Origin of the sequence: Nitrospira sp., from assembly GCA_016715825.1 — a bacterium.
Classification (GTDB): domain Bacteria; phylum Nitrospirota; class Nitrospiria; order Nitrospirales; family Nitrospiraceae; genus Nitrospira_D.
Window position 1 is genome coordinate 14,270 of sequence record JADJXO010000010.1, and the last position, 20,813, is coordinate 35,082.

Here is a 20,813-nt window from a genome sequence, read left to right on the forward strand (position 1 = left end):
CAGAATTAGTCTAAGAACTCTCGGTTAATCACTGAGGCCACTGTGAATAACACAATGACCACCATAATCGCGATCCAACTGATCAAGGCGATGGGTCGTTTAAAAATATTGCGTTCCGGATCTTTGTCGAAAAATGGGAGTACCACCAACAAGATCATAAACAGGACCGGTAGCGCAACGGCTCCCAAGAACTGCCCAAACTCCCCCGAGAAAATTTTCAACCTCAAGAGTTGGAAGTAGAAGAGGAAATACCATTCCGGTTCAGGATGATAGTCACCTGGATCAGGAGCAGCTTGGTCTAAGAGGACGACTGGTTCCCAGAGCGCAAGCACACAGGTCCCGACGAAGACAAAGGCCATCCCGACCATATCCTTCCAAATTTGACGCGGGAAAAAGTAGTCGGTCTTGGCCTTAATCTCCTCCTTCGTCCCACTGTACGGACCGGCTGGAGCGGCCACCCGAAACAAAAACAGATGCAGACCAGCTAAGGCCATGAGAGCTGCTGGAAGAATCATCACATGCAGTACAAAGAAACGGCTTAATGTCATCTGCCCAGGAGTCGGTCCGCCTTTTAGAAACCGGGCGATGAAATCGCCAATGACTGGCGTCTTATCCAAAATCTCGACACCCACCGTCGTCGCCCAGAACGCGCGCTGATCCCAAGGCAGCAGATATCCTGTGAAGCCAAACGTGATCACGATACCGAATAATGCCAAACCCACGAGCCAGAGCAATTCTCTTGGTTTCTTGTAGGCGCCCCACAAGAACACTTGGGACATATGAGCCACCACACACACGACCATCGCACTGGATCCCCAGAAATGATAACTGAGCAAGAACCAGCCGTAGTCGACGTCATGAATGATGTATTGCGTGCTGTCATAGGCATGATCGGCGGTGGGGACATAATAGAACATCAGAAGGATGCCGGTCAGCGCCTGCATGGCAAAGATGAACAATAGAATCGAGCCGAAGACGTAAGCCCAACGAGAACCGCCAGGTATCGGTTCATTGAGCATCTTGGCCTGCATCTCCTTGAGGCCAACCCTTTCGTCCAGAAAAGCAACAAGCTTTTCGATCGCGCTCGGCTGATGATCAGGAATCACTGCAGGAGAGGAATGTTTGATGTCCATATTGCTAAGCTTCAGACGATCCGTATTTGAGATTTCGTACCAGCCTTAAACTCCATGTCGATAATTTCTACCTCACCGCTCGCGGAGACCCGAATAGGCAACGGATCAAGAGCACGCGGAGCAGGGCCATCCAGTACTTTCCCTGCCGCATCGTAGATGCTCAAGTGACATGGACAGAGGAATACCGGTCCGAGAGCCTTGTGGTTTCTCCATTTGAATGCACATCCAAGGTGTGGACACTTCCCTGAAAATGCGAGATACGGAACATCCGTCTTATTGGTCCAGATCACTTTCCCCTGGGCATCACGGAATTCTTCATCTTTCCCCTGATAGACTTTTTCAAGAAGATTGGGAGTCGCTTTTACGACCCACACGTTCTTCTCCACCTCATACTCAGGCATGTACGCTTCCTTCACCTTTTTCTTGTACTCGAACTGCACCCCAACATCCTCATTCTTGATTTTGCCCACGTTTCCCACGGTCAACCATTGGTTGTCAAATTCCGCATACATGGGCTTCATGAGAAAGCGAAGAATGGGATACGCGAGGGGAAGTCCGATCAAGAAGCCGATCACGTGGGTGAAATTCATAAAGAAGGTGCGCCGCTTGACATTCTTTTCCAAATCAGGCAACGGCACCAACACTTCGCCCGGTGTGACATGAATATTGTCTTCGAGATGGGAGATTTCTACTTCGTGCGTGGTGACATAGTCGTCCCGCTTGAACGGCGGAAGTGCCAGGATATCGCGTGATGGCAACCTCAGATGCACAGAATCTTCCGTGACATCTTGCACCTGCCCCATATCGATCTGGCGCTCACCGCTCCCATTCATCGAGACCACGATATGGCTGATCTCATGAGAGAGTGGATCGAGCACCACCTTGGAGACTTCACCGATGTCGAGGTCTGTACAGCGGACCTTGGATTTCAGCTTTGGTTGCAGCATGACTATTGCTTGATAGGCTTTGGAGTGTTCACCGAGGTGTTCTTGAAGCTGCCCAACCAGATGGCGAGCGCCTGCATTTCTTTGGGATCCATGAGATCCTTGAACTTATCGGGCATGACGCCCTTCTTCCATTCCTTCTCAAATCCCTCAGCCATAAAAGCTTTAGGGTTCGCAATTTTTTGTTCGATCTCCTCAACGGTCATCAACGTGCCGATGTTATCCAGCTCGGGACCTCGCTTCTTTCCACCTTCACCCCTGAGCTTATGACAGTTGTAACATTCCTGCAGCTGCCACTGCTCTTCTCCCACCTTCATCACATCACCCGCACCACCAGAGGCTGCTGATGGTTTTGCGTCTGCCGGCGGTGGTGCTGCCGAAGCCACGGCTGCCTGACCCGTTCCTAACGCCTTTAACCTGTCTTCGAGGGCCTTAACCTGCTCATCAAGGGCTTTCGCCCGAGCAATGAGCTCCTCTGCCTTCCCTTGCTGCGAGGCAGCTCTTTGTTTCTCCAGAAGCTTATTGATTTTCTCCCGCTCATCCTCCGGATCGAACTGAGGTAACAGAGACGCACCCGCAATACAGACTGCGATCACGACAAACCAGAATGCCAGGACAGCAAAAAAAGATTTCCCACCGCTCATGGTCTTGAGTGGTGGCGCATCCAATAACATAAAGACCAGAGCCCCAATCATCGCAAAGACGCCCCAGAGCACCTGAAAATCGGACGGCACCTCCTGCGAATGGGCAACCACCATGACCGCCCCACCAACCATGAGTGCAATTATAAGTTTTTTAAACACGATCCCTCTTTCGGATTTTCGTGATCGTCAAATATCTATCGCGTCCCCGCTCACTTTAAGCCTACAGGCACGGCACTCCCTTCAACCTCTCGCACCTTCGACACCGATGGGCGGAGGGCCACCATGGCAGCCAGCGTCACAATGATGAGGAAACTGACGGTAATGCCGGTTATCCACCAAGCCGAATATGAGAGCGTCGGTGTAAACGACTCGACCGTAAAGTCCGAGACCAAACTATACGCGTGGAAATATTTCTTCAGCAAAGACCGGACCGCACCCATCAAACTCATGATCCATGTCGAAACGAATGCGAGAAAAACCAGAACGAACTGGGCCGCAAAATCGATTTTCCCCCAATGAATGGTGCCTTGCTTGATGGTTCTGTTGTAAAGGACATAATTGACGACCGTGACAAACACCAATACGATAATCGCCGACAACTTAGCCGGCATGGAGGCCAAATAGTCCCACCCTTCCGGCAGGCTCAGTTCATCCGGCATATCCGTACCAGTCGCAACAAACCCCGCCGGGGTAAGCCACACGGCATCACTGACGAGCATCACAATAAAGCCGATCTTAATGACGGTCCGTGCGGAGACGGTCATGGGAACAAGCTTTGCCAACAGGAATGGGGACAAGACTAAGGGCAGCAAGATGGCCAACGACATCGGGTCCGGGATCCAATAGACGTTCATGACCCACATCGTGACGGGAAGGATGGCCACCAAGACAATGGGAGCCAAGATCGTCATCCTGACGGTTTCAGCGCCTTCGATTCGCTTGACGCTGAGCCAGCTGTAATAGTTAATGGCCAAGAAAAGCAACCCGATCATCATCCCCTGCACCTCGAAAAACATGGAGAGCTGATCGGCCATCATATAGGGGCAAAACGAGAAGTCGTAATCACACATTTCATAGGCCAGCAATAACCCTGTGAAGGGCTGCAGGAGTGACCCTCCCACCGCAATCCATATGGCGACGAAACCCATCCAATCGTAGTAGGCTCGTTCCTCCTGAGTCTTGGAGCCCATATACATATAGCTGGCGATCATACCGGCGATAAACCCCCCGAACGCCACGTTGCCGTCGATGCGATGCAAACTCAGAGGAAACCAACTTTGGTTTGCAATTTTGTCCCATAAAGTCGCGGCTGCAAGGAAATCCTGCGGTGAAACCCCTTCGGCCTTTGGCGGAGTGTTCATAAAGGACGTCGGACCATTGATCACAAAGAGAATCAGCAGGCACACCAGATTCAAGACGATGCCCAGCGCGATGTGCCGCCCCTTCTTTTCACCCTTCCAGACATCCCAGGTGTAGAGGTACGCATACATCAGGATTGTCTCGATGATGAACAGTGCCGGATAGAGGACCGCGAACACGATATAAAATTGATTGATGAACCAAGTGGTGAATTCCGGATAGGCGGCAAGGAGGATAAAAATGAAGAACCCTCCAGTCACAGCCGTCAAGCTGAACAGGATGACCGTGACTTTGGTAATTTCCCTGGCCATGCGATCGTAACGCGGGTCTTGTTTTCGATACCCGAGCCATTCAGCGATGACCACAAAGATCGGGGCGCCTAGAATGAACGCGGCGAACAAGATGTGAAGCTGCGCAACAACCCAGACGGCTGTCCGATTACCCGTGTAGGGAAGATTCACCGAGGAGGCCCCAAGTTCCTGGGCGTAGACAGCGGGCGCAACACACACGCAGAGCGCAAAAATCGTAACAAGAGTCGGCAGACTGTGCCACAGTTTTTTCACGATACCTCGATGCCCCCTTACTTTCATTCCGAAGCTAGCCAAGAACCTCACTTAGCGCCTTGATCCACCCACTGCTTCTGTTCTTCGCTCCACATCTTTCCAGGAAGCCCAAAAGTCCGCTCATACAGCACCAGTTTCCAGCGGTCCTCCTCAGAGAGCTTACTTTTCCAGCCCTTCATCTTCGTATTGGGCACCCCCTCAGAGATCCGCCAAAACCACACGGAGTCCGAATAGAGCTGCATGCGTCCAGAATTTCGGAAGTCCGTAGCCCCTGCCTTCACAGGCTTCCCGTCGTTTCCATGACAACTGCCACATTTCACGTCTGGATTAGCTTCACCCAGATAGAGCTTTCGCCCCTCTTCCAATTTTTGAGGATCGTCCCACCACTGTGGTGGCATATGCTTGTCGACATATTCTGCCGGAGCCGGGGGTGGCGGAACAATCGGCCCTTCTCCCTCCTCACCAGTGCAACCGACCAGCAATCCACTACTCAAGATCAACACGATTCGAACCAAATTCATGTTCACGACCATTGCGCAATCACCCCTCATAGCCTACATACCCGAGAAACGCTCAAACACGGATGCCGAGCCATGCGCGGGAAGCCCGCACAAAAAAACGCTTCTGCCGAGAGGTCTACACCCCTAACAAAAGCGCCCCGGTCGCCCACACCTTAATAACTCTGCACACAGGCCCTCGCCCATCCATCAACCGATCCGGCGAGGTACTCCGCTGCCCTCTAAGTCCCGTCATCGGCGATTATGATTTTCGCTTTTTCTGCGATTTTCCCTTGCCTCGCTCCTGCCTCCGCTGAGAACGGACAAGCTTCATACCAAGAATACTACCAACCGCTGCGACCATCGCGCCACCTCCCCACCAAAGCCAAACGGGAGAGCCACTCGCATCACAACCGGTTCCAAAATTCACCAAAACCTTCCGTTCACTTTCAAGATCCTTCGGATCGAATTCAACCTTCAAATTCTGCTGCTCACCCCTTACTTCAACAAGCAGGGGATCACCAAGATTATCATTATGGAGATGGAAGGTCGCTTTGTAATAGCCATCTCCATCAGTCTTTACAACCTGGCCATACGAAATCTTTGTGTCCTTAACGAGGACATCTACGCTTGAGACCGCTCTCCCGTCTGTCCCGCACACATACCCTTCAACCATGAAGCGATGATCAGCTTCATGAGTAGGTCGCGCCACTGGTGGAAATGCAGCGCTTAGAAGTACACCACAAACCAGGACAAACAGCCCTACCGCGTTCCGCCGGCTATGGGTTAGATTCATTTGCTGGCTCGTCGTTGACTCTTTCAAAAACACGCACTCTCCATCACAACGAGCGTACTAATTACGGGCAGGGGTTTCTAGCACAGAGGAAAATCTTTGTCAACGAAACAGCCGACTTTTTTGAGATGCGGGGAGTGTATTCTCTGTTTGAAAATTCAATGGTGGAGATACGCAGGCTAGAGATAGCCTTTGGTTCGCGCGATCGTCTCAATCTGTTCAGCTTCTGCTCGACGGTCAGACTCTTTTTTTGAGACCCACGCTTCCCACGACTTTCCATTTGCTGTGTCTGCACCTGTAAACGCTATCGCGATAATATCTTGGTATACAACGCGCCGCGGATCCTCGCGGTCTGCTGGGAAAAGCTCGAGATATGGATCAGTCTCGGCACTCTGGCGATTAAAAATGTAGCCGGCCACAGATTCACCACCCCGCAGCGTCAGGGTTACGTCACCGCGGTAATCGAAGGCCAGCTCGATCGCCTCTCCTGTCTCTGCTGCTGATCCTGGGGTGAACACCCGACCTTCAAGAGAGCTCGTCTCACCCGGATTATGATTTTTCGTATCGGTCATTTCTTAAACCTCTGGCGGGCAAACTTGATTTGTTCGGCGGAAGAGCAAACCGACAATGATACCCGTGAATGATTGGCGCTTACCGAGACGTGGGCAACAACGTCAATTTAGCGGTTCGCGCAAATCCGGAGACGGTGCTGAATGTATCCTCAACGGCGGATGCCTCATAGCCACAATGAACCATACAATCGGCGCATTTTTCATTTCGACCGGTGCCGTACTGATCCCACTCCGTCGACTCCATCAACTCACGGAATGTTTTGACATAGCCTTCCTGAAGTAAGTAGCAGGGCTTTTGCCACCCAAAGACGTTGTAGGTTGGATTACCCCAAGGCGTGCACTGGTATTGCCGCTGGCCCATGAGAAAATCCAAAAACAACGGAGATTGGTTAAACTGCCAGCCTGCCTTTGGCTGAGCCAGGATCTTGGAAAAGAGCTCCTGAGTTCGAGTCCGTTTCAAGAAATGCTGTTGATCCGGGGCCTTTTGATAGCTATAGCCAGGCGAGATGGTCATGCCCTCCACGCCCAGCGCCATCATCTCATCGAAAAACTTCCTCACCCGTTCAGGATTGGCGTCGTCAAACAATGTCGTGTTCGTCGTGACGCGATGTCCACGCTTAACCGCCGCTTTAATGGCTTTCACGGCGACCTCATACACGCCGTCTCGGCAAACGGCCAAATCGTGCTCATCTTTCAGTCCGTCCATATGGACGCTGAACGTGAGATATTTCGACGGTTTGTACTCATCCAGTTTACGTTCCAAGAGAATCGCATTAGTACACAGATAAATATATTTCTTCCGATCCACCAGGCCCTGCACGATCGTAGCTATTTCAGGATGAATGAGCGGCTCACCACCCGGAATGCTGACCATCGGCGCTCCGCATTCCTCCGCTGCCGCCCAGCATTGCTCAGGCGTCAACCGCTTATCGAGGATGTGATCGGGATATTGAATCTTTCCGCAACCTGCGCAGGCCAAATTACAACGGAAGAGCGGCTCCAACATGAGCACTAAGGGATATCGTTTCACTCCCTTGACCTTCTGGGAGAGGACGTACGTCGCCACGGTATACATCTGGGAAATCGGAACAGCCATTCCGTTCTCCTTATCTATGCTGCTTTATTGTCTAGCCCTTATATATGATTAGCCGCTCATCGCAGCTATACGTGGAGGCACAATAATGTGGCAGATTCTAACATCAAGCACGGGACTCGTCAATTTGATCAACTTCTAAAGGCATCCTAGTAATCAGTTTCCTGAATTGTCCTCATTGTCTCCTGACTCATGATCTTTTCGTCTTTTATGAAATTCGAAATTTCAGAAAAATGATCTTCTTCGTCGGTTAATTCAGAATTTTCATTCACGGTTGCACGAGATGCTTTAATCGATGAAAACTGTCCATAGTGTTTTTCGATCAAATCCAGAGCATCCGTTAGCCGTGATCCTTCAACAACCGCCAAAATCGCGCCATCCCCTGTTACCTTCCAATGAGTCCATCTTCCTGTGAGACCAGGGAATCTGTGCTCCCAACGCTCTCTTACTGCGGTTGATACCTTCGTTGCCATCTGCCCCTGAACTCATGAAATGTACGTGGGTTAGGCTACTGGCGGTGCCTTATCCCGTCGCCATGAACAATCATAGAGGCTCCGGGTCGAGCGAGCTCTGTATGGAGGCGCCGAGCGGGTTCGAACCGCTGCATCGCAGTTTTGCAGACTGCTCCCTTACCACTTGGGTACGGCGCCTCGGAGGGCGGCATTATAGTCGCTTCTTTTCCTGGAACTCAATACAAGACCGCACAACTACCAATTGAACAACACTTTTTTTGTGAAGAGCCTTTGAGGGCGCAGAAATCCTGCGTTACGTATCCTAGACTTGACCAACCACACGAGATGCCGCACGAAGTATCTTATTCGAATAGAGATTTGGAGAACTCCTGCCACCACGCGTCGTACTCAGGAGCAGTGCGTACAGAATCACCATGGCGATGCCAAGGTGGTGGTAACTCTTCAGCGCTTCCCATCTTGCGGAACCCACGACCTCATAGTTCAAGACAATAGCTAACACAATATAAACGGCCAACATCCCATACCCGACACGGCTCAATCCGCCGTTCATCTGCGTAGCAGCCGTGACGACAACACAGGCCGCCGGGATCATCCAGACTAGATGCTGATCCCAGGTAATGGGAGAAAATAGCAACGCTAAAATGAAGGTTGCGGCACAGTCTTGCGCCCAGTGGGAATCTCCAGGCCCTTGAAATGGCCGCCGACTGTACCATGCAAATAGACCGAACAGGGAAACTGCTGCAACGCCGACGATTCCATTGGCAACCGGCGACGGAAGATCGAGGACCGGCTGGTAGCCAGGATCGACTTGCCGCAGCCGATGAGTCGGTGGGTAGGTGATAAGATATCGAAGCATGGTGTGGCGGAGTGAGAGATTGGCCTTTTGCAGTTCGTTCTCTTGCCGTCCTTCTACCTGTCGATCGAGCACGGAGAGCACCGCGTTTCTTGTCCATTCTGCATGATGGTCCCACCATCCAGTGGGGCCCATGTACAGAACAGGGAGCACGATCCAGAGCAGTGTAGCAGCGACCGTATACAGAGCAACCCGCCACTGCCGCTTCCATAGGAACAGCAGCACAAAAAGAGCCGGCGTAACTTTAAGAACGATGCCAAGTCCAACCAGCGCTGCACCCAGCCATTCTCTACCCACCCATATCGCGTAAAGACCTCCCGCAAGAATGCCGAGCAGCATAAGATGCGGCCCACCATCGTCGAGATCATTCAACATAAATTGCAGGGTCAATGCTCCGGCGCCTATGCCGACCCACAGCCCTCCCCACCTATTCGAGTCCGACAAGCCAACGATCATACGTTGGAACAGAACGATCGTGACCACCAAACAGACCACTGCCGCCGCGTAGCGTAACGCCAGACTGGGATTTCTATCGAGCGCCAGCAAGGGGGCAAAATAGATGCCTGTGGTCGGCAAATACATATAGCAGTAATCGTTGGCATACAAATATTCGCCGGAGAGAAAACGCCTCCCAATCTCACGGTGGATATCGATGTCACGAAAGTGAAAGGATCGACCAAAGGAAATAATGTAGCCGTGCACGACCGCGGCCGCGACAAGTCCGACCTGTACCACTCGTACGACTAACGTCGACCGCACGAAGGAGTGAAGCTGTTGCATGAAGGAGTTCGAATCCATTGCGAGACTGCACCCATACATGACGCGCCAAGAGTGCGTCAATCACTTCTTTAGCAAGAACGATTTAGTGGATGGAGCGAGTTGAACGGCGTTACTCCAGGCACGCTTATCGGTGAGGCAATACTGGAATCTCTTTCCCGAGTGTTGAAGGATGCTCCGACTGAGGTACCAACGATTCCCATCCAGTTGAAGGGACGGGGGCACCAGCATCACCGCTCCCTTCGGCTTCCTTTTCCTTGGCGAGGAGTTCAACTTCTTCGATCAACGTGTCCATCAATTCATCCATCGGAACCTTCCGAACCAGCTTCCCCTTCTTAAACAGGATGCCTTTCCCTTCGCCGCCGGCGATCCCGATATCCGCCTCTTTCCCTTCCCCGATTCCATTCACAACACATCCAAGCACTGACACATTCAACGGAGTCTTGATATGGCCGAGTTTCTTCTCTAACTCATTCGCCATACGGACGACATCGATTTCGACGCGCCCGCAGGTCGGGCAGGCAATGACATTAATCCCCCGATGACGCAATTCGAGCGACTTTAAAATTTCAAAGCCGACTTTGACTTCGTCGACAGGATCGGCGGCCAACGACACACGCAACGTATCTCCGATACCCTGTGAAAGCAAGTACCCAAGGCCGATCGAAGACTTCACCGCCCCTGTCATAGTCGTCCCGGCTTCCGTGATTCCAATATGCAGCGGATAATCCGACTGATGGGCGAAGAGCCAATATGCATCGATGGCATGATGTACGTCCGAGGCTTTTAGCGACACTTTCATATTGGTAAAACCAACGTCTTCCAACGCATGGACAGCATTGAGTGCCGACTCTGCCAGTGCCTCAGGGGAAGGCCACCCATACTTCTCCAGCAAATGACGCTCGAGAGACCCTCCGTTCACACCAACTCGAAGGGGAATACCGCGTTCATTCACGGCCTTGATCACTTCTTCCACTTTCCACCAAGCCCCGATATTGCCGGGGTTGATACGGACACAATCCACAACCTGCGCGGCCTTTAAAGCCAATCGATGATCGAAGTGGATATCGGCGATCAGCGGCACCGTCATAGCCGCTTTAATTTGCGGAAGCACTTGCGCAGCCTCATCATCTGGAACCGCCACACGAATGAGTTCGCAGCCGGCGGCTTCAAGCTGGTGAATCTGCGCAACGGTCGCAGCAACATCACGGGTGTCCGTCGAACACATCGACTGCACGGAGACGGAAGCACCGCCGCCGATTTTTACGTTACCAACGTGAATCTGCCGAGTTTTTCTTCTCGCAATATGCATGTGGTCTTTCGCTACTGACGCTTCACGAACGGCGCTTCACGCATGACGCACGTCAGCTACCCTGTTCGTCGCCATGAGGGAGATGGCTGCCGAGTGTGGCGCCTGTGAATTGTGATTTTTCCACCGGCGCGTTGCCGATCAGTTCCTTCACGCTTTGATAAATGCCCTCGGCGGTTAACCCGTATCGCTCACGTAAGAGATCTTGAGGTCCCTGCTCGATGTACCAATCGGGCAAGCCCAGGACCTTGGTCTTGACGTCCGTCACTCCGGCGTCCGAAAGGGCTTCCAATACTGCCGAGCCAAATCCGCCGATCTTGCAACCTTCCTCTACTGTCACGACATATCGCGCTTGCCGGGCTACATCCACGATCAGATCTTGATCAAGCGGTTTCACGAATCGTCCATTCACCACAGCCGTGGAGACCCCTTCCTTCTCCAACCGCTTAGCTGCCTCGACGGCCTGCCATACAGAGACACCGATCGCGATAATCGCAACATCTGTTCCTGGGTTCAGGAGCTCGCCCTTGCCAATCGGGAGCGCCTGGGGAACCGGATCCATCTTTACGCCAAGGCTCACCCCACGTGGATACCGCACGGAAATCGGTCCGTTAAATTCCAGACAGGTTTTCATCATATGCTGAAGTTCGTTTTCATCTTTGGGGGCCATCACGACCATATTGGGAACGTGACGCAGATAGGCATAGTCAAACGCGCCATGATGGGTTGTTCCGTCCTCGGCAACAAGCCCTCCACGGTCAATGCAGAATGTCACGGGAAGATTCTGTGTGGCGACATCGTGCACGACCTGGTCGTAGGCCCGTTGGAGAAACGTCGCGTACATCACAACCACCGGCTTCATCCCCTGCGCTGCTAGCCCTGCTGCAAACGTCACGGCATGCTGCTCGGCAATGCCGACGTCGTACAACCGGTCCGGGAATTCCTTTTCAAAAGCCGTCAGCCCCGTACCTTCGCACATGGCCGCCGTAATGGCCACGACGCGCTTATCCTCGCGAGCCAATTTGACCAGCGCATCCATGGCGATCGCCGTGTAGGAGGGACGTGCGGCCTTCTTCGCCGGTGCACCTGTCTCCAAAACAAACGGAGGGCAGGCATGGAACCACACAGGATTCTTCATAGCCGGTTCGTAGCCAAGCCCCTTTTTAGTGATGACGTGAAGCAAGACGGGCCCCTTCATCTTCAACACATTCTCAAGCGTCGGTAGCAGATGTTCAAAGTTGTGACCGTCGATCGGACCACTGTATTGGAAACCCAATTCCTCAAAGAGCAAGCCCGGCAGAATCACACCTTTGGCGAGTTCCTCGGCTCGGCGAGCGAGTTTTTGCATATCAGAGCCAATGTGGGGAATCTTGCCTAACAACTGCCCGGTCTCTTCCCGCATCTTTCCGTAGAACTCCCCTGTGATCGTTCGACTGAGATACGCAGAAATAGCACCGACGTTTTTCGAGATCGACATCTGGTTGTCGTTCAAGATCACGAGAAAGTCTTTTCCGAGTCCTCCTGCATGATGCAGTCCTTCGAGCGTCATCCCCGCCGTCATGGCACCGTCACCCACGACGCAGACGACCTTGTTCTTCTGCTTCAACTGCTCACGAGCCTCCACCATGCCGAAGGCGGCCGACACACCGGTACCGGCATGTCCCGCATTGAACGTATCGTACTCACTCTCTTCCCGCTTACAAAACCCACTCAGTCCGCCGTACTGCCGCAAAGTATGAAATTGCTCTCGCCGACCGGTGAGAAGTTTATGCGTGTAGGACTGGTTGCTTGTATCCCAAACGATCTTGTCGTTCGGTGTATCCAGGAGATACTGTAAAGCGACGGTGAGTTCGACCACACCCAAATTCGAGGCCAGATGTCCCCCGACGTTCGAAACCGCTCCGATAATCTGCTCGCGAATCTCCTGGCACAACACCGGAAAACGATCAGGAGACAACCGCTTCAGATCAGCCGGACTATGGATCGTCTTGAGAATGGACATGGATTTGGTCTCCTTCTTTCTTCTTCCGTTGGCGCATACGTCAACAATATTCGCGAACGGACCTCGCCCCACAGAGGCGCTTAATTTGAGGGGAGTCTCACACAGGAATCGTATGATGTCAAGTACTTACCAAAGATCTTTGCGGTTAAACTTAACTAAGACGGACGCCCCAAGAAGAGGCGATGTCAAGCAACCATATAGAGACTTGATGGTTGCGCTAGTAAGGAAAATCAAGCCCCGCAAAGATGGCTCCACCTTCCTTGCTGAATCCGTAGTCGATTCGTCCCACGACGTTAGGCCGGATGATTCCCCGAAATCCGATGCCCGGCGTAATACGGTAGTCTCTGAAGCTCACATTCTTAAAAGAGTTGAACACTTGGCCGGTATCGATAAAAGGCGCGATCTCGAAGTCCGCCATGACCCCGGCGAGACGCGTCCGTAAGATGTGAATTCGTTCCTCGATGCTGAACGCAATCAATTGCTTATCGATATAGCGGTCCACACCGAAGCCACGTAGATTGTTTTGTCCCCCCAACGAGCTTTGTTCATAGAAGGGAACGTCCGATCCCAGCGTGGCCTGCAGTTCTCCACGCACGACCAGGATAGCTCGCTTGGACTCGCTGGCGAACATCCGCTTCACCTCAAGTCCATATCTCGAATACCACGGATCCGCAGCATTCTTGAAGTTGTAGTTTAGCTCGGCGTAGGCGGTGATCGCCGTCCCATCGGTCGGCGTCACTAAATTGTTTCGAGTGTCATAATGAAAACTTACCCGTTGACCGAGCACCGTCGACCCGTCCGAGCCAGGAGCCGAGGGGAAGACCTCTCCCGTGAACGGAAGCTCCGTGCCTCCCTCCTGGATCGATTGCATGTGCCGCAATCGCTGACTGACTGCAATCTGCGTAACCTCATTTGCATAGATGCCGAACTTCCAGTTCAACCTCGTCTCGGAGGCCGTATAGTTGGTCTCCTGCTCTTTGACGGTTGTCGGACCAAGTCCGAAAAATCGCACGGTCGCGTTCTTAAAGTGCATCGCGCTGAATCCGATGCTGTATCGCCCATTACTAAAACCTGGGTCGACATAACTGATGAGGAATTTCCGCTCGATCCGCTCCGTCCAAGAGGCAATGCCTCGGAGTTCTTTGCCGCCTGGTTCGTAACGGAATAGGTTGACGGTCCCACGAGTGCCGACGATCGAGTTGTAGACCACCATCGGCGCAACCAAATATTTGAGGTCCCCGTCCGGTCCTGTGATGAGCGCCGGGACGATCATCCCAATATCGTTACCGTCGTTTTTACTTGTGCTGATGGCAGGAATCGGGAAAAACTTTACCTCGGCACGGGCAGGATTTGGGGAGAATGGGCACAAGCTCCCAAGCAAGAGAACTGTCAGACTGAGGGCAAGGCTACGCATACACGTTCTCGTGGTCTCACAAACCAACGTTATGGCGCCTTGAGCTTGTCCGATTTCTTACGGAGCTGATCAACGAGATCTGAATACGAGGAAGCTCGAAGAATTTTCGTAAACTGTCCGCGATAATTATTCACCAAGCTGATATTATCCACAACGACATCGTAGACCCGCCAGTCTTCTGCTCTATTAATCAACCGATAGTCGAGCGGAATCTCCGTTTTCCCTGAGAGGACTTTGGTCCGCACTTCCGCATATTCCTTCTCTGTACGTTCGTTCAGATATTGCACCCCTTCACCTGAGTAGGTTTCAATCTTGTCCGCGTACGAATTTGTCAGTACCGTTCGAAACAAATCGACGAATTCGTGCTTCTGTTGATCGGTCAGTTGATTCCACGGAGCGCCCAGGGCCCGTCGAGACATTTCCGCATAGTCAAATCGAGCCTCCACCACTCTTTCAAGCAATTGCCGACGCTCATCCGCTTTGTCTTTATGCTTGAGGTCTTGATCGCGAACAATACGAAGCACTTCGTCAATGGTCGTTTTCATGGCTTCCGTGGGAGGGCCCGCGTAACCTGGGACACTCGACAACCCAACTATGCTCATTGTCAGGAGCACGATTGTTCTCCGGCGGATACCGGTCCGTAGGTTCTCAAGAATGCGCATGATCATCATTACACCATCCCCTCTGCTGAATTCCCACCCATTCAGCTGACAGACCGGTCAGCCTGCGTTAATTGACTTTTCCGTGGACGTATTGACTCACCAGCTCCTCGAGATCAAGGCCTGATTCGGTATCACGGATGGTATCTCCCGGTTTCAGAGGATCGCCGCCGCCACCAGGTGAAAGCGCAAGAAATTTCTCTCCGATGATCCCTCGAGTCTTAATCGACGCGATGGTATCGGTATACAACGAGGTTCCCTTTTGAACCGCCAGCCTTACGACCGCCCGATCGCCTTTGAGATTGATACCCTTCACACGACCGACCTCCACACCGGCTATTTCTATCGTCGCTCCAGACTTCAAGCCCGAGGCTGAATTAAACAGCGCATCCACTTCGTAGAGATCTCCGCCGATAATTTCCAATTTGCCGAGCTTGATGGAGAGATACCCGAGGGAGACGATTCCTACCAAGACAAACACGCCAACGACCAATTCCAGTTTGCCCTTGTCCATCTTGGGACTCCTCTACCTTGCGGGAACCGCGCTGGTCAGCGGCAGTGTCCCACCCACCGAGATGAATTCTCTGATTTCCGGATCCGGTGTTCGTTGAAACTCGAATGGCGCGGCCATCGCTGCAATCTTCCCCTGCTTCAACATTGCCACATAATCGGAAATGCCGAAGATCTCGGGAATTTCATGGCTCACCATCACAGCAGTAAACCCGAACTTCCGCTGCATACCCGTGATAAGGTCATGGATCGACTTAGCCATCAGCGGATCGAGACCGGTTGTCGGTTCATCAAAGAGGATGATTTCCGGTTGCATCACCAACGCGCGAGCCAGACCGGCGCGCTTGCGCATACCCCCGCTCAGTTCAGCGGGAAACTTGTGCCCCATACCCGCCAATCCAACCTGTTCAAGCTTCTCTTCCACCCGGTGAGTCACCTCTTCGCCCTTCATGCGAAGTTTTTCCCGGAGGGGAAACGCGACATTTTCAAAGACCGTCAACGAATCGAATAACGCCGCCCCCTGAAACAACATCGCAAACCGTTTCCGGACTTCGTTGAGGGCCTGGCCGCGGAGTCGCGAGATCTCGACTCCATCCACCCAGACTTCTCCGGAGTCCGGCTGAAACAAGCCGATCATGTGTTTCAGCAAGACGCTCTTCCCTTCTCCGCTTCGACCGATGATCGTCGTGAGCTTCCCTTGAGGAACGGTCAGATCGACCCCTCGCAACACAGGTTGCCCCCCGAGCGTCTTCGTCACACCGACGAGCTTCAACATGGCTACAACAGAACCGACGTTAAAAAATAGTCCCAGACGAGAATCACGACCGACGACAACACGACGGCCTCGGTCGTGGCAGTGCCGAGACCCTCGGCACTCATCCTGGTATAGAACCCTTTATAACAACAAACCCAGCTGATAATCAGCCCGAAACTGATGGACTTGAGGATGCCGCCGTAGACATCTTTCCATTCCACCGCAGACTCGATGGAGTTCCAATACGAGCCGGCGTTCACTCCCAGCAAGTCGACCCCTACCAGGTGCCCGCCATAGATTCCCACTACATCGAAGATCGCGACGAGCAACGGAACCCCGATTAAACCTGCGACGAGTTTCGGAGCGATCAGGTATTGGAGAGGGTTGATGGCCATGGTATCGAGCGCATCAATCTGTTCTGTAATCCGCATAATCCCGATCTCCGCCGTCATAGCCGAACCGGCTCGAGCCGTCACCATGAGCGCAGCTAATACTGGCCCCAGTTCACGAATCATACTGAGTGCGACCGCGGAACCTAACAACCCTTCCGATCCGAACTTTCTGAGCGTGTAGTAACCCTGCAGCGCCAAAACCATTCCGGTAAAGGCTGCGGTCAATACGACAACAAACGTCGACTTGTATCCGATGAAGTGGAGCTGCTTGACGATCTGACTGAATCGTAACGGCGGACGTGCCAACCACGCAAAGGAGGATGCGACAAAGATCAGCATCCGACCCATTTCGCTGATGTAGGTGAGGGCCCAACGGCCCATGGATTCAAGCAGCGCCATAGTCACATCAATGAAAGTTCTTGCCGTTGTGTTTCGATTGTCATGGTTGCAACGTACTGCCGGAAAAAATTCGTCAACGCCTGTGCCGCAATGGTACTCTGGCGACGAAGGCGGCCTAGCCCCAAGAGGCTTGACGGAGTCGTTAAGATAGCGACAACACCCTTGACCCAGCCAGTGGGATTAAGAAATAAATTGAAGTCAAGCGGGAGATCTTCGTCGAGACGATCCGACACAGATCGAATCACGATGAACGGGACGCGTGCCCGGCCGGCCTCGGCAGCCAACGCCGCACTCTCCATATCAAGACCGATCGCCGCAGTACTCTTTGCAAACTCACGTTTTTCCTTGGCACTGCCGATCACACGATCCGTGGAGACAAACCGTCCGATGCGCTCCGGTGGCACCATTGTTTTAATAACGGCCACCGCAAGGTTCCGTTCATTTCCCCGTACTGCTAAAGACGGTGTTTGGACAGACTTTGAACCTTGCTCAGTTTTCTGCACGACTTCGAGTCCCACTAACAGCGCCCCAATGTTGGCTTCGATGAGTGCACAAGCAAATCCGGTTGATACCACAAGGTCAATGGGTTGTTCGACGAGCAGTTGGTTGGCACTTCGCCTCGCTTTCTCCAAACCCATACCTGTTTGAGCCAGCCAGTATTCTCCAGCTCCGACCGAGTGCACGTGAACTGAGATACCGGCATGGCATCGCTCCACCCCGGGTGGAAACGCAGCCTGAACGGCCTTCATTTCCCACGGGGTGGCGGCAAAAATGACGGTACGTTTAGGCAGCACACCCCCTGAAGGGAGCAAGGGAAGAGAACCAGGAGAGGTCAATGCTCGGACCGATATGAAGCGGTCTCTGGAATGTGATGACGCAGTTCATCGGCCCGCATCTTCCCTCGAGAGCGAAGATTGCGACACATCGCCAGAGCCCACAACGGGAAATACTGGCAATACCAGTGGTACCGAAGATAAAACACTCGTGGGAATCCCGTACCGGTGTGCATAATCTCCTCCCACGATCCGTCATTCTTCTGGTGCCGAAGCAGGAACTGCACCCCACGCGCCACACTCAACGAATCGATTGCGCCGGCCGACATGAGGGCCATCAACGCCCATGCGGTTTGCGAGGGCGTGCTTTCTCCTCGTCCTTGATGCTGCGTATCCTTGTATGAAAGACAGGACTCACCCCAGCCACCGTCAGCATTCTGTCGTGACTCCAGCCAGGATACGGCCCGACGAATATAGGGTGCCGACAGATCTTCCCCGATTGCTCGTAGCCCTGCCAGAACTGACCATGTACCATAAATGTAGTTAACGCCCCACCGCCCATACCAGCTGCCATCTTCTTCTTGCTCCTTTCTCAGGAAGGCCAGCGCCGGCCCAGCAGATGGATGCGTCCTGTCGTACCCAAGCGCACCAAGCATCTCCAAACAGCGTCCGGCTAAGTCTGCGGTGCTAGGGTCCAACAACGCCTTATGATCGGCGAACGGGATATAGTTGAAGACCACACGGTTATTGTCTTTATCGTATGCGCCCCAGCCTCCATCGGAACCCTGCATGGCCAGCACCCATCGCATTCCGCGACCAATGGAGTCGTTGACCTCTGACTCTTGACCGGGGATCTTCAGTTTGGACAAGGCCATAATGACGACCGCAGAGTCATCCACATCGGGATAGAGCTCATTCTCGAACTGGAAGTACCAGCCACCTGGTTCCGCATGCGGCGAAGAGATGACCCAGTCACCCACCGTCTTTGTTTGCCGAGACACCAAATAGCGACCAGCCTTTTGGAGAGCAGGATGATCTTGCGCAACTCCCGCCTCGACCAGCGCATTCGTCAGTAACGCCGTATCCCAGATAGGAGAAAAACACGGCTGTAGGTGAAGCGTGGGAAGCATCTCCCCGTCGATCATCACGGAATCATAGACTTCCAACTCTTCGATTTCACGCAGCGCCTTGACGACCAAGGGATCGTCCGCATCGTATCCAAGACACTCGAGCGCCATGATGGAGTTCGCCATCGCCGGATAGATTGCACCGAGCCCGCCTGACCCCTTGATGTGATCCAACATCCAGGCCGCAGCCTTATGGAGTGCCTTTTCCCGTAAGACCCGCATGGGCATCCGGTCATACAACTTCAACATGGCATCCAGCGCCACAAAGAAGTTGTGCGGTGTGAGCCAGGCCTGATCCTTGTTGAAAGGAGGATACTTCCAATACCGAACTTCCCCACGAGGGATGGGGTATAACTCATCGATGCCTTGTTCGCGAGGGATCTGGCAAACCGGTCTATGGGCAAAGACGATCAGTAAGGGAATCAAGACCGCCCGAGACCAATACGAGATCGCATAGAGACTGAAGTAGAACTTCTTCGGGAGCAGCATGATTTCAACGGGCATGTGCGGGACGCCTTCCCAATCATACTGATCGAACAACGCCAGCGTGATTTTTGTAAACACGTTGGCTTGCAGCACCCCACCCATCGCCAAGATTCGCTCTTTGGCTCGAACCATGAACGGTTCATCCGCTGAGACGCCGCTCAACTTGAGTGCAAAATAAGCCTTGACCGAGGCGCTGATTTCGGCCGGGCCGCCGTAATAGATCGGCCAGCCCCGTCGGGTAATTGCGTCGACTTGAGGTATAGGACGGCTTTCTGCTCCCGTTCAGGATCCACGCGATCGAGGAATCGGCGCAGCATCAAATACTCGGAGGTCAGCGTCGTATCCGCCTCCAGTTCGGCAACCCAGTACCCCTCAGGATGCTGCCTGCTGAAGAACCACGACTGACTCCGCCTGATCGCATCATCGACCGCATCAGGTTGGCTGACCGTATGCCCGCTTGGCCTGCGAGCCGTCGAAGAATCTAATACCGGTAGAGCCACTGGTTTTTCGGAGACCAACCGAAGCGACGCCATCGCGGTGTACTCCCTCGCAGGATCGAATCCCCCGCGCGCGTTCGCAAGAAGACTATCGGAGAGGCGGCTGAAAATCGCCTTGATGATGTTCATGAATAGTTAGGACTCAAAAGAAATAACTGCGGCAGGCGAAAGACCGACATCTATAGAAGGTCTCCCTTACTATGGTTCTACACAACATGCTTCTACACAGCACAGCTCTATATAACAGACACCTAAAACCGAGTCAAGCAAGGTGGACGGGAAGTGCCTGATGTACATATGTATTTTCGGGTACCTGAGAGTGAAGACACCCTCTGAGTCCGGAGTACGGACTTCCTGTCGTGATACATCACGACAGGACTATCCCTTTCAAACCATAGGCGGGAGCTTCAATTGGATTTGGATAGAGAAGTGGTTATCTTATGAGGAAGAGAACGAGTGCGATTAAGCCCCACAATATGAGCGAGATGCATAGTTCATTGACAATTCCTCTTGCAGGAGCCAGTGGGTCATCCATCCGTTCATTTGGGTCTACCATTGGCTGGCAACACCGGGTAGCCCTTCCAAACAAGATACTGGTATAAGACCAGCCAATGGTGTTAGACAGAAGGCTATGCGACCGACGCAACTTGCCTTGAAATCGCCCCTGTAGATCATTAGGAGAACCAGTTGTGAGCGAGCCACAGCGATCACCTCCCCATCAGAAAGTAATAGGCTGTTCGATACACTTCTAGTATCACGTTCGTATCTTCAGATGAATTTCGGTGATGGG

Annotated in this window: 19 protein-coding genes, 1 tRNA gene and 1 pseudogene; all 21 read right to left on the bottom strand. The window is 52.9% G+C overall.

Going from position 1 to position 20,813, the window contains the following annotated elements; translation table 11 throughout:
• Positions 1-5: 5 nt before the first annotated feature.
• The gene (locus IPM58_15630; GenBank protein MBK9308470.1) at positions 6-1,133 is read right to left on the bottom strand and encodes a cytochrome bc complex cytochrome b subunit; all 1,128 of its coding nucleotides are present in this window, start codon (positions 1,131-1,133) and stop codon (positions 6-8) included.
• A gap of 11 nt (positions 1,134-1,144) precedes the next feature.
• Positions 1,145-2,080: a ubiquinol-cytochrome c reductase iron-sulfur subunit gene (locus IPM58_15635; GenBank protein MBK9308471.1), complete on the bottom strand. Its 936-nt coding sequence runs from the start codon at positions 2,078-2,080 to the stop codon at positions 1,145-1,147.
• Positions 2,081-2,082: 2 nt separating this feature from the next.
• A complete protein-coding gene (locus tag IPM58_15640) occupies positions 2,083-2,880 on the bottom strand; it encodes a c-type cytochrome (protein MBK9308472.1) in 798 nt (265 codons plus the stop codon).
• A gap of 50 nt (positions 2,881-2,930) precedes the next feature.
• Entirely contained in the window at positions 2,931-4,643 is a 1,713-nt protein-coding gene (locus tag IPM58_15645; GenBank protein ID MBK9308473.1) for a cytochrome ubiquinol oxidase subunit I, read from the bottom strand.
• A 47-nt stretch (positions 4,644-4,690) separates the two neighbouring features.
• The gene (locus IPM58_15650; GenBank protein MBK9308474.1) at positions 4,691-5,164 is read right to left on the bottom strand and encodes a cytochrome c; all 474 of its coding nucleotides are present in this window, start codon (positions 5,162-5,164) and stop codon (positions 4,691-4,693) included.
• 238 nt (positions 5,165-5,402) lie between these two features.
• The gene (locus tag IPM58_15655; GenBank protein MBK9308475.1) at positions 5,403-5,936 is read right to left on the bottom strand and encodes a hypothetical protein; all 534 of its coding nucleotides are present in this window, start codon (positions 5,934-5,936) and stop codon (positions 5,403-5,405) included.
• A gap of 176 nt (positions 5,937-6,112) precedes the next feature.
• Positions 6,113-6,505 (bottom strand): hypothetical protein, encoded by a 393-nt coding sequence (locus IPM58_15660; protein MBK9308476.1) that lies wholly within the window; start codon positions 6,503-6,505, stop codon positions 6,113-6,115.
• Between the two features lie 79 nt (positions 6,506-6,584).
• Entirely contained in the window at positions 6,585-7,601 is a 1,017-nt protein-coding gene (gene hpnH, locus IPM58_15665; protein ID MBK9308477.1) for an adenosyl-hopene transferase HpnH, read from the bottom strand.
• A gap of 146 nt (positions 7,602-7,747) precedes the next feature.
• Positions 7,748-8,071, bottom strand: coding sequence for a hypothetical protein (locus IPM58_15670; protein ID MBK9308478.1), 324 nt, complete (start codon positions 8,069-8,071; stop codon positions 7,748-7,750).
• Between the two features lie 102 nt (positions 8,072-8,173).
• A tRNA-Cys gene (locus IPM58_15675) sits at positions 8,174-8,248 on the bottom strand.
• A gap of 124 nt (positions 8,249-8,372) precedes the next feature.
• On the bottom strand, positions 8,373-9,704 hold the full coding sequence (locus IPM58_15680; GenBank protein ID MBK9308479.1) for a DUF2029 domain-containing protein: 1,332 nt from the start codon (positions 9,702-9,704) through the stop codon (positions 8,373-8,375).
• Between the two features lie 247 nt (positions 9,705-9,951).
• A pseudogene (ispG, locus tag IPM58_15685) lies at positions 9,952-11,013 on the bottom strand (flavodoxin-dependent (E)-4-hydroxy-3-methylbut-2-enyl-diphosphate synthase).
• 52 nt (positions 11,014-11,065) lie between these two features.
• On the bottom strand, positions 11,066-13,012 hold the full coding sequence (locus IPM58_15690; GenBank protein ID MBK9308480.1) for a 1-deoxy-D-xylulose-5-phosphate synthase: 1,947 nt from the start codon (positions 13,010-13,012) through the stop codon (positions 11,066-11,068).
• Between the two features lie 217 nt (positions 13,013-13,229).
• Positions 13,230-14,426, bottom strand: coding sequence for a BamA/TamA family outer membrane protein (locus IPM58_15695; GenBank protein ID MBK9308481.1), 1,197 nt, complete (start codon positions 14,424-14,426; stop codon positions 13,230-13,232).
• Between the two features lie 29 nt (positions 14,427-14,455).
• Positions 14,456-15,088: an ABC transporter substrate-binding protein gene (locus IPM58_15700; GenBank protein ID MBK9308482.1), complete on the bottom strand. Its 633-nt coding sequence runs from the start codon at positions 15,086-15,088 to the stop codon at positions 14,456-14,458.
• A 67-nt stretch (positions 15,089-15,155) separates the two neighbouring features.
• Entirely contained in the window at positions 15,156-15,599 is a 444-nt protein-coding gene (locus IPM58_15705) for an MCE family protein (protein ID MBK9308483.1), read from the bottom strand.
• 12 nt (positions 15,600-15,611) lie between these two features.
• Positions 15,612-16,370, bottom strand: coding sequence for an ABC transporter ATP-binding protein (locus tag IPM58_15710; protein MBK9308484.1), 759 nt, complete (start codon positions 16,368-16,370; stop codon positions 15,612-15,614).
• Between the two features lie 2 nt (positions 16,371-16,372).
• Entirely contained in the window at positions 16,373-17,140 is a 768-nt protein-coding gene (locus tag IPM58_15715; protein MBK9308485.1) for an ABC transporter permease, read from the bottom strand.
• Between the two features lie 2 nt (positions 17,141-17,142).
• Positions 17,143-17,934 (bottom strand): hypothetical protein, encoded by a 792-nt coding sequence (locus IPM58_15720; GenBank protein ID MBK9308486.1) that lies wholly within the window; start codon positions 17,932-17,934, stop codon positions 17,143-17,145.
• A 38-nt stretch (positions 17,935-17,972) separates the two neighbouring features.
• Positions 17,973-19,787, bottom strand: coding sequence for a squalene--hopene cyclase (gene shc, locus IPM58_15725; GenBank protein MBK9308487.1), 1,815 nt, complete (start codon positions 19,785-19,787; stop codon positions 17,973-17,975).
• The gene (locus tag IPM58_15730; protein ID MBK9308488.1) at positions 19,685-20,152 is read right to left on the bottom strand and encodes a hypothetical protein; all 468 of its coding nucleotides are present in this window, start codon (positions 20,150-20,152) and stop codon (positions 19,685-19,687) included. The genes shc and IPM58_15730 overlap by 103 nt, the downstream gene beginning before the upstream one ends.
• Between the last annotated feature and the right edge of the window lie 661 nt (positions 20,153-20,813).

Coding starts and splice junctions, on each gene's coding strand:
- IPM58_15630 (MBK9308470.1), bottom strand. CDS start 1,133: ATGGACATCAAACATTCCTCTCCTGCAGTGATTCCTGATCATCAGCCG.
- IPM58_15635 (MBK9308471.1), bottom strand. CDS start 2,080: ATGCTGCAACCAAAGCTGAAATCCAAGGTCCGCTGTACAGACCTCGAC.
- IPM58_15650 (MBK9308474.1), bottom strand. CDS start 5,164: ATGAATTTGGTTCGAATCGTGTTGATCTTGAGTAGTGGATTGCTGGTC.
- IPM58_15655 (MBK9308475.1), bottom strand. CDS start 5,936: ATGAATCTAACCCATAGCCGGCGGAACGCGGTAGGGCTGTTTGTCCTG.
- IPM58_15660 (MBK9308476.1), bottom strand. CDS start 6,505: ATGACCGATACGAAAAATCATAATCCGGGTGAGACGAGCTCTCTTGAA.
- hpnH (MBK9308477.1), bottom strand. CDS start 7,601: ATGGCTGTTCCGATTTCCCAGATGTATACCGTGGCGACGTACGTCCTC.
- IPM58_15670 (MBK9308478.1), bottom strand. CDS start 8,071: ATGGCAACGAAGGTATCAACCGCAGTAAGAGAGCGTTGGGAGCACAGA.
- IPM58_15680 (MBK9308479.1), bottom strand. CDS start 9,704: ATGCAACAGCTTCACTCCTTCGTGCGGTCGACGTTAGTCGTACGAGTG.
- IPM58_15690 (MBK9308480.1), bottom strand. CDS start 13,012: ATGTCCATTCTCAAGACGATCCATAGTCCGGCTGATCTGAAGCGGTTG.
- IPM58_15695 (MBK9308481.1), bottom strand. CDS start 14,426: ATGCGTAGCCTTGCCCTCAGTCTGACAGTTCTCTTGCTTGGGAGCTTG.
- IPM58_15700 (MBK9308482.1), bottom strand. CDS start 15,088: ATGCGCATTCTTGAGAACCTACGGACCGGTATCCGCCGGAGAACAATC.
- IPM58_15705 (MBK9308483.1), bottom strand. CDS start 15,599: ATGGACAAGGGCAAACTGGAATTGGTCGTTGGCGTGTTTGTCTTGGTA.
- IPM58_15710 (MBK9308484.1), bottom strand. CDS start 16,370: ATGTTGAAGCTCGTCGGTGTGACGAAGACGCTCGGGGGGCAACCTGTG.
- IPM58_15715 (MBK9308485.1), bottom strand. CDS start 17,140: ATGGCGCTGCTTGAATCCATGGGCCGTTGGGCCCTCACCTACATCAGC.
- IPM58_15730 (MBK9308488.1), bottom strand. CDS start 20,152: ATGAACATCATCAAGGCGATTTTCAGCCGCCTCTCCGATAGTCTTCTT.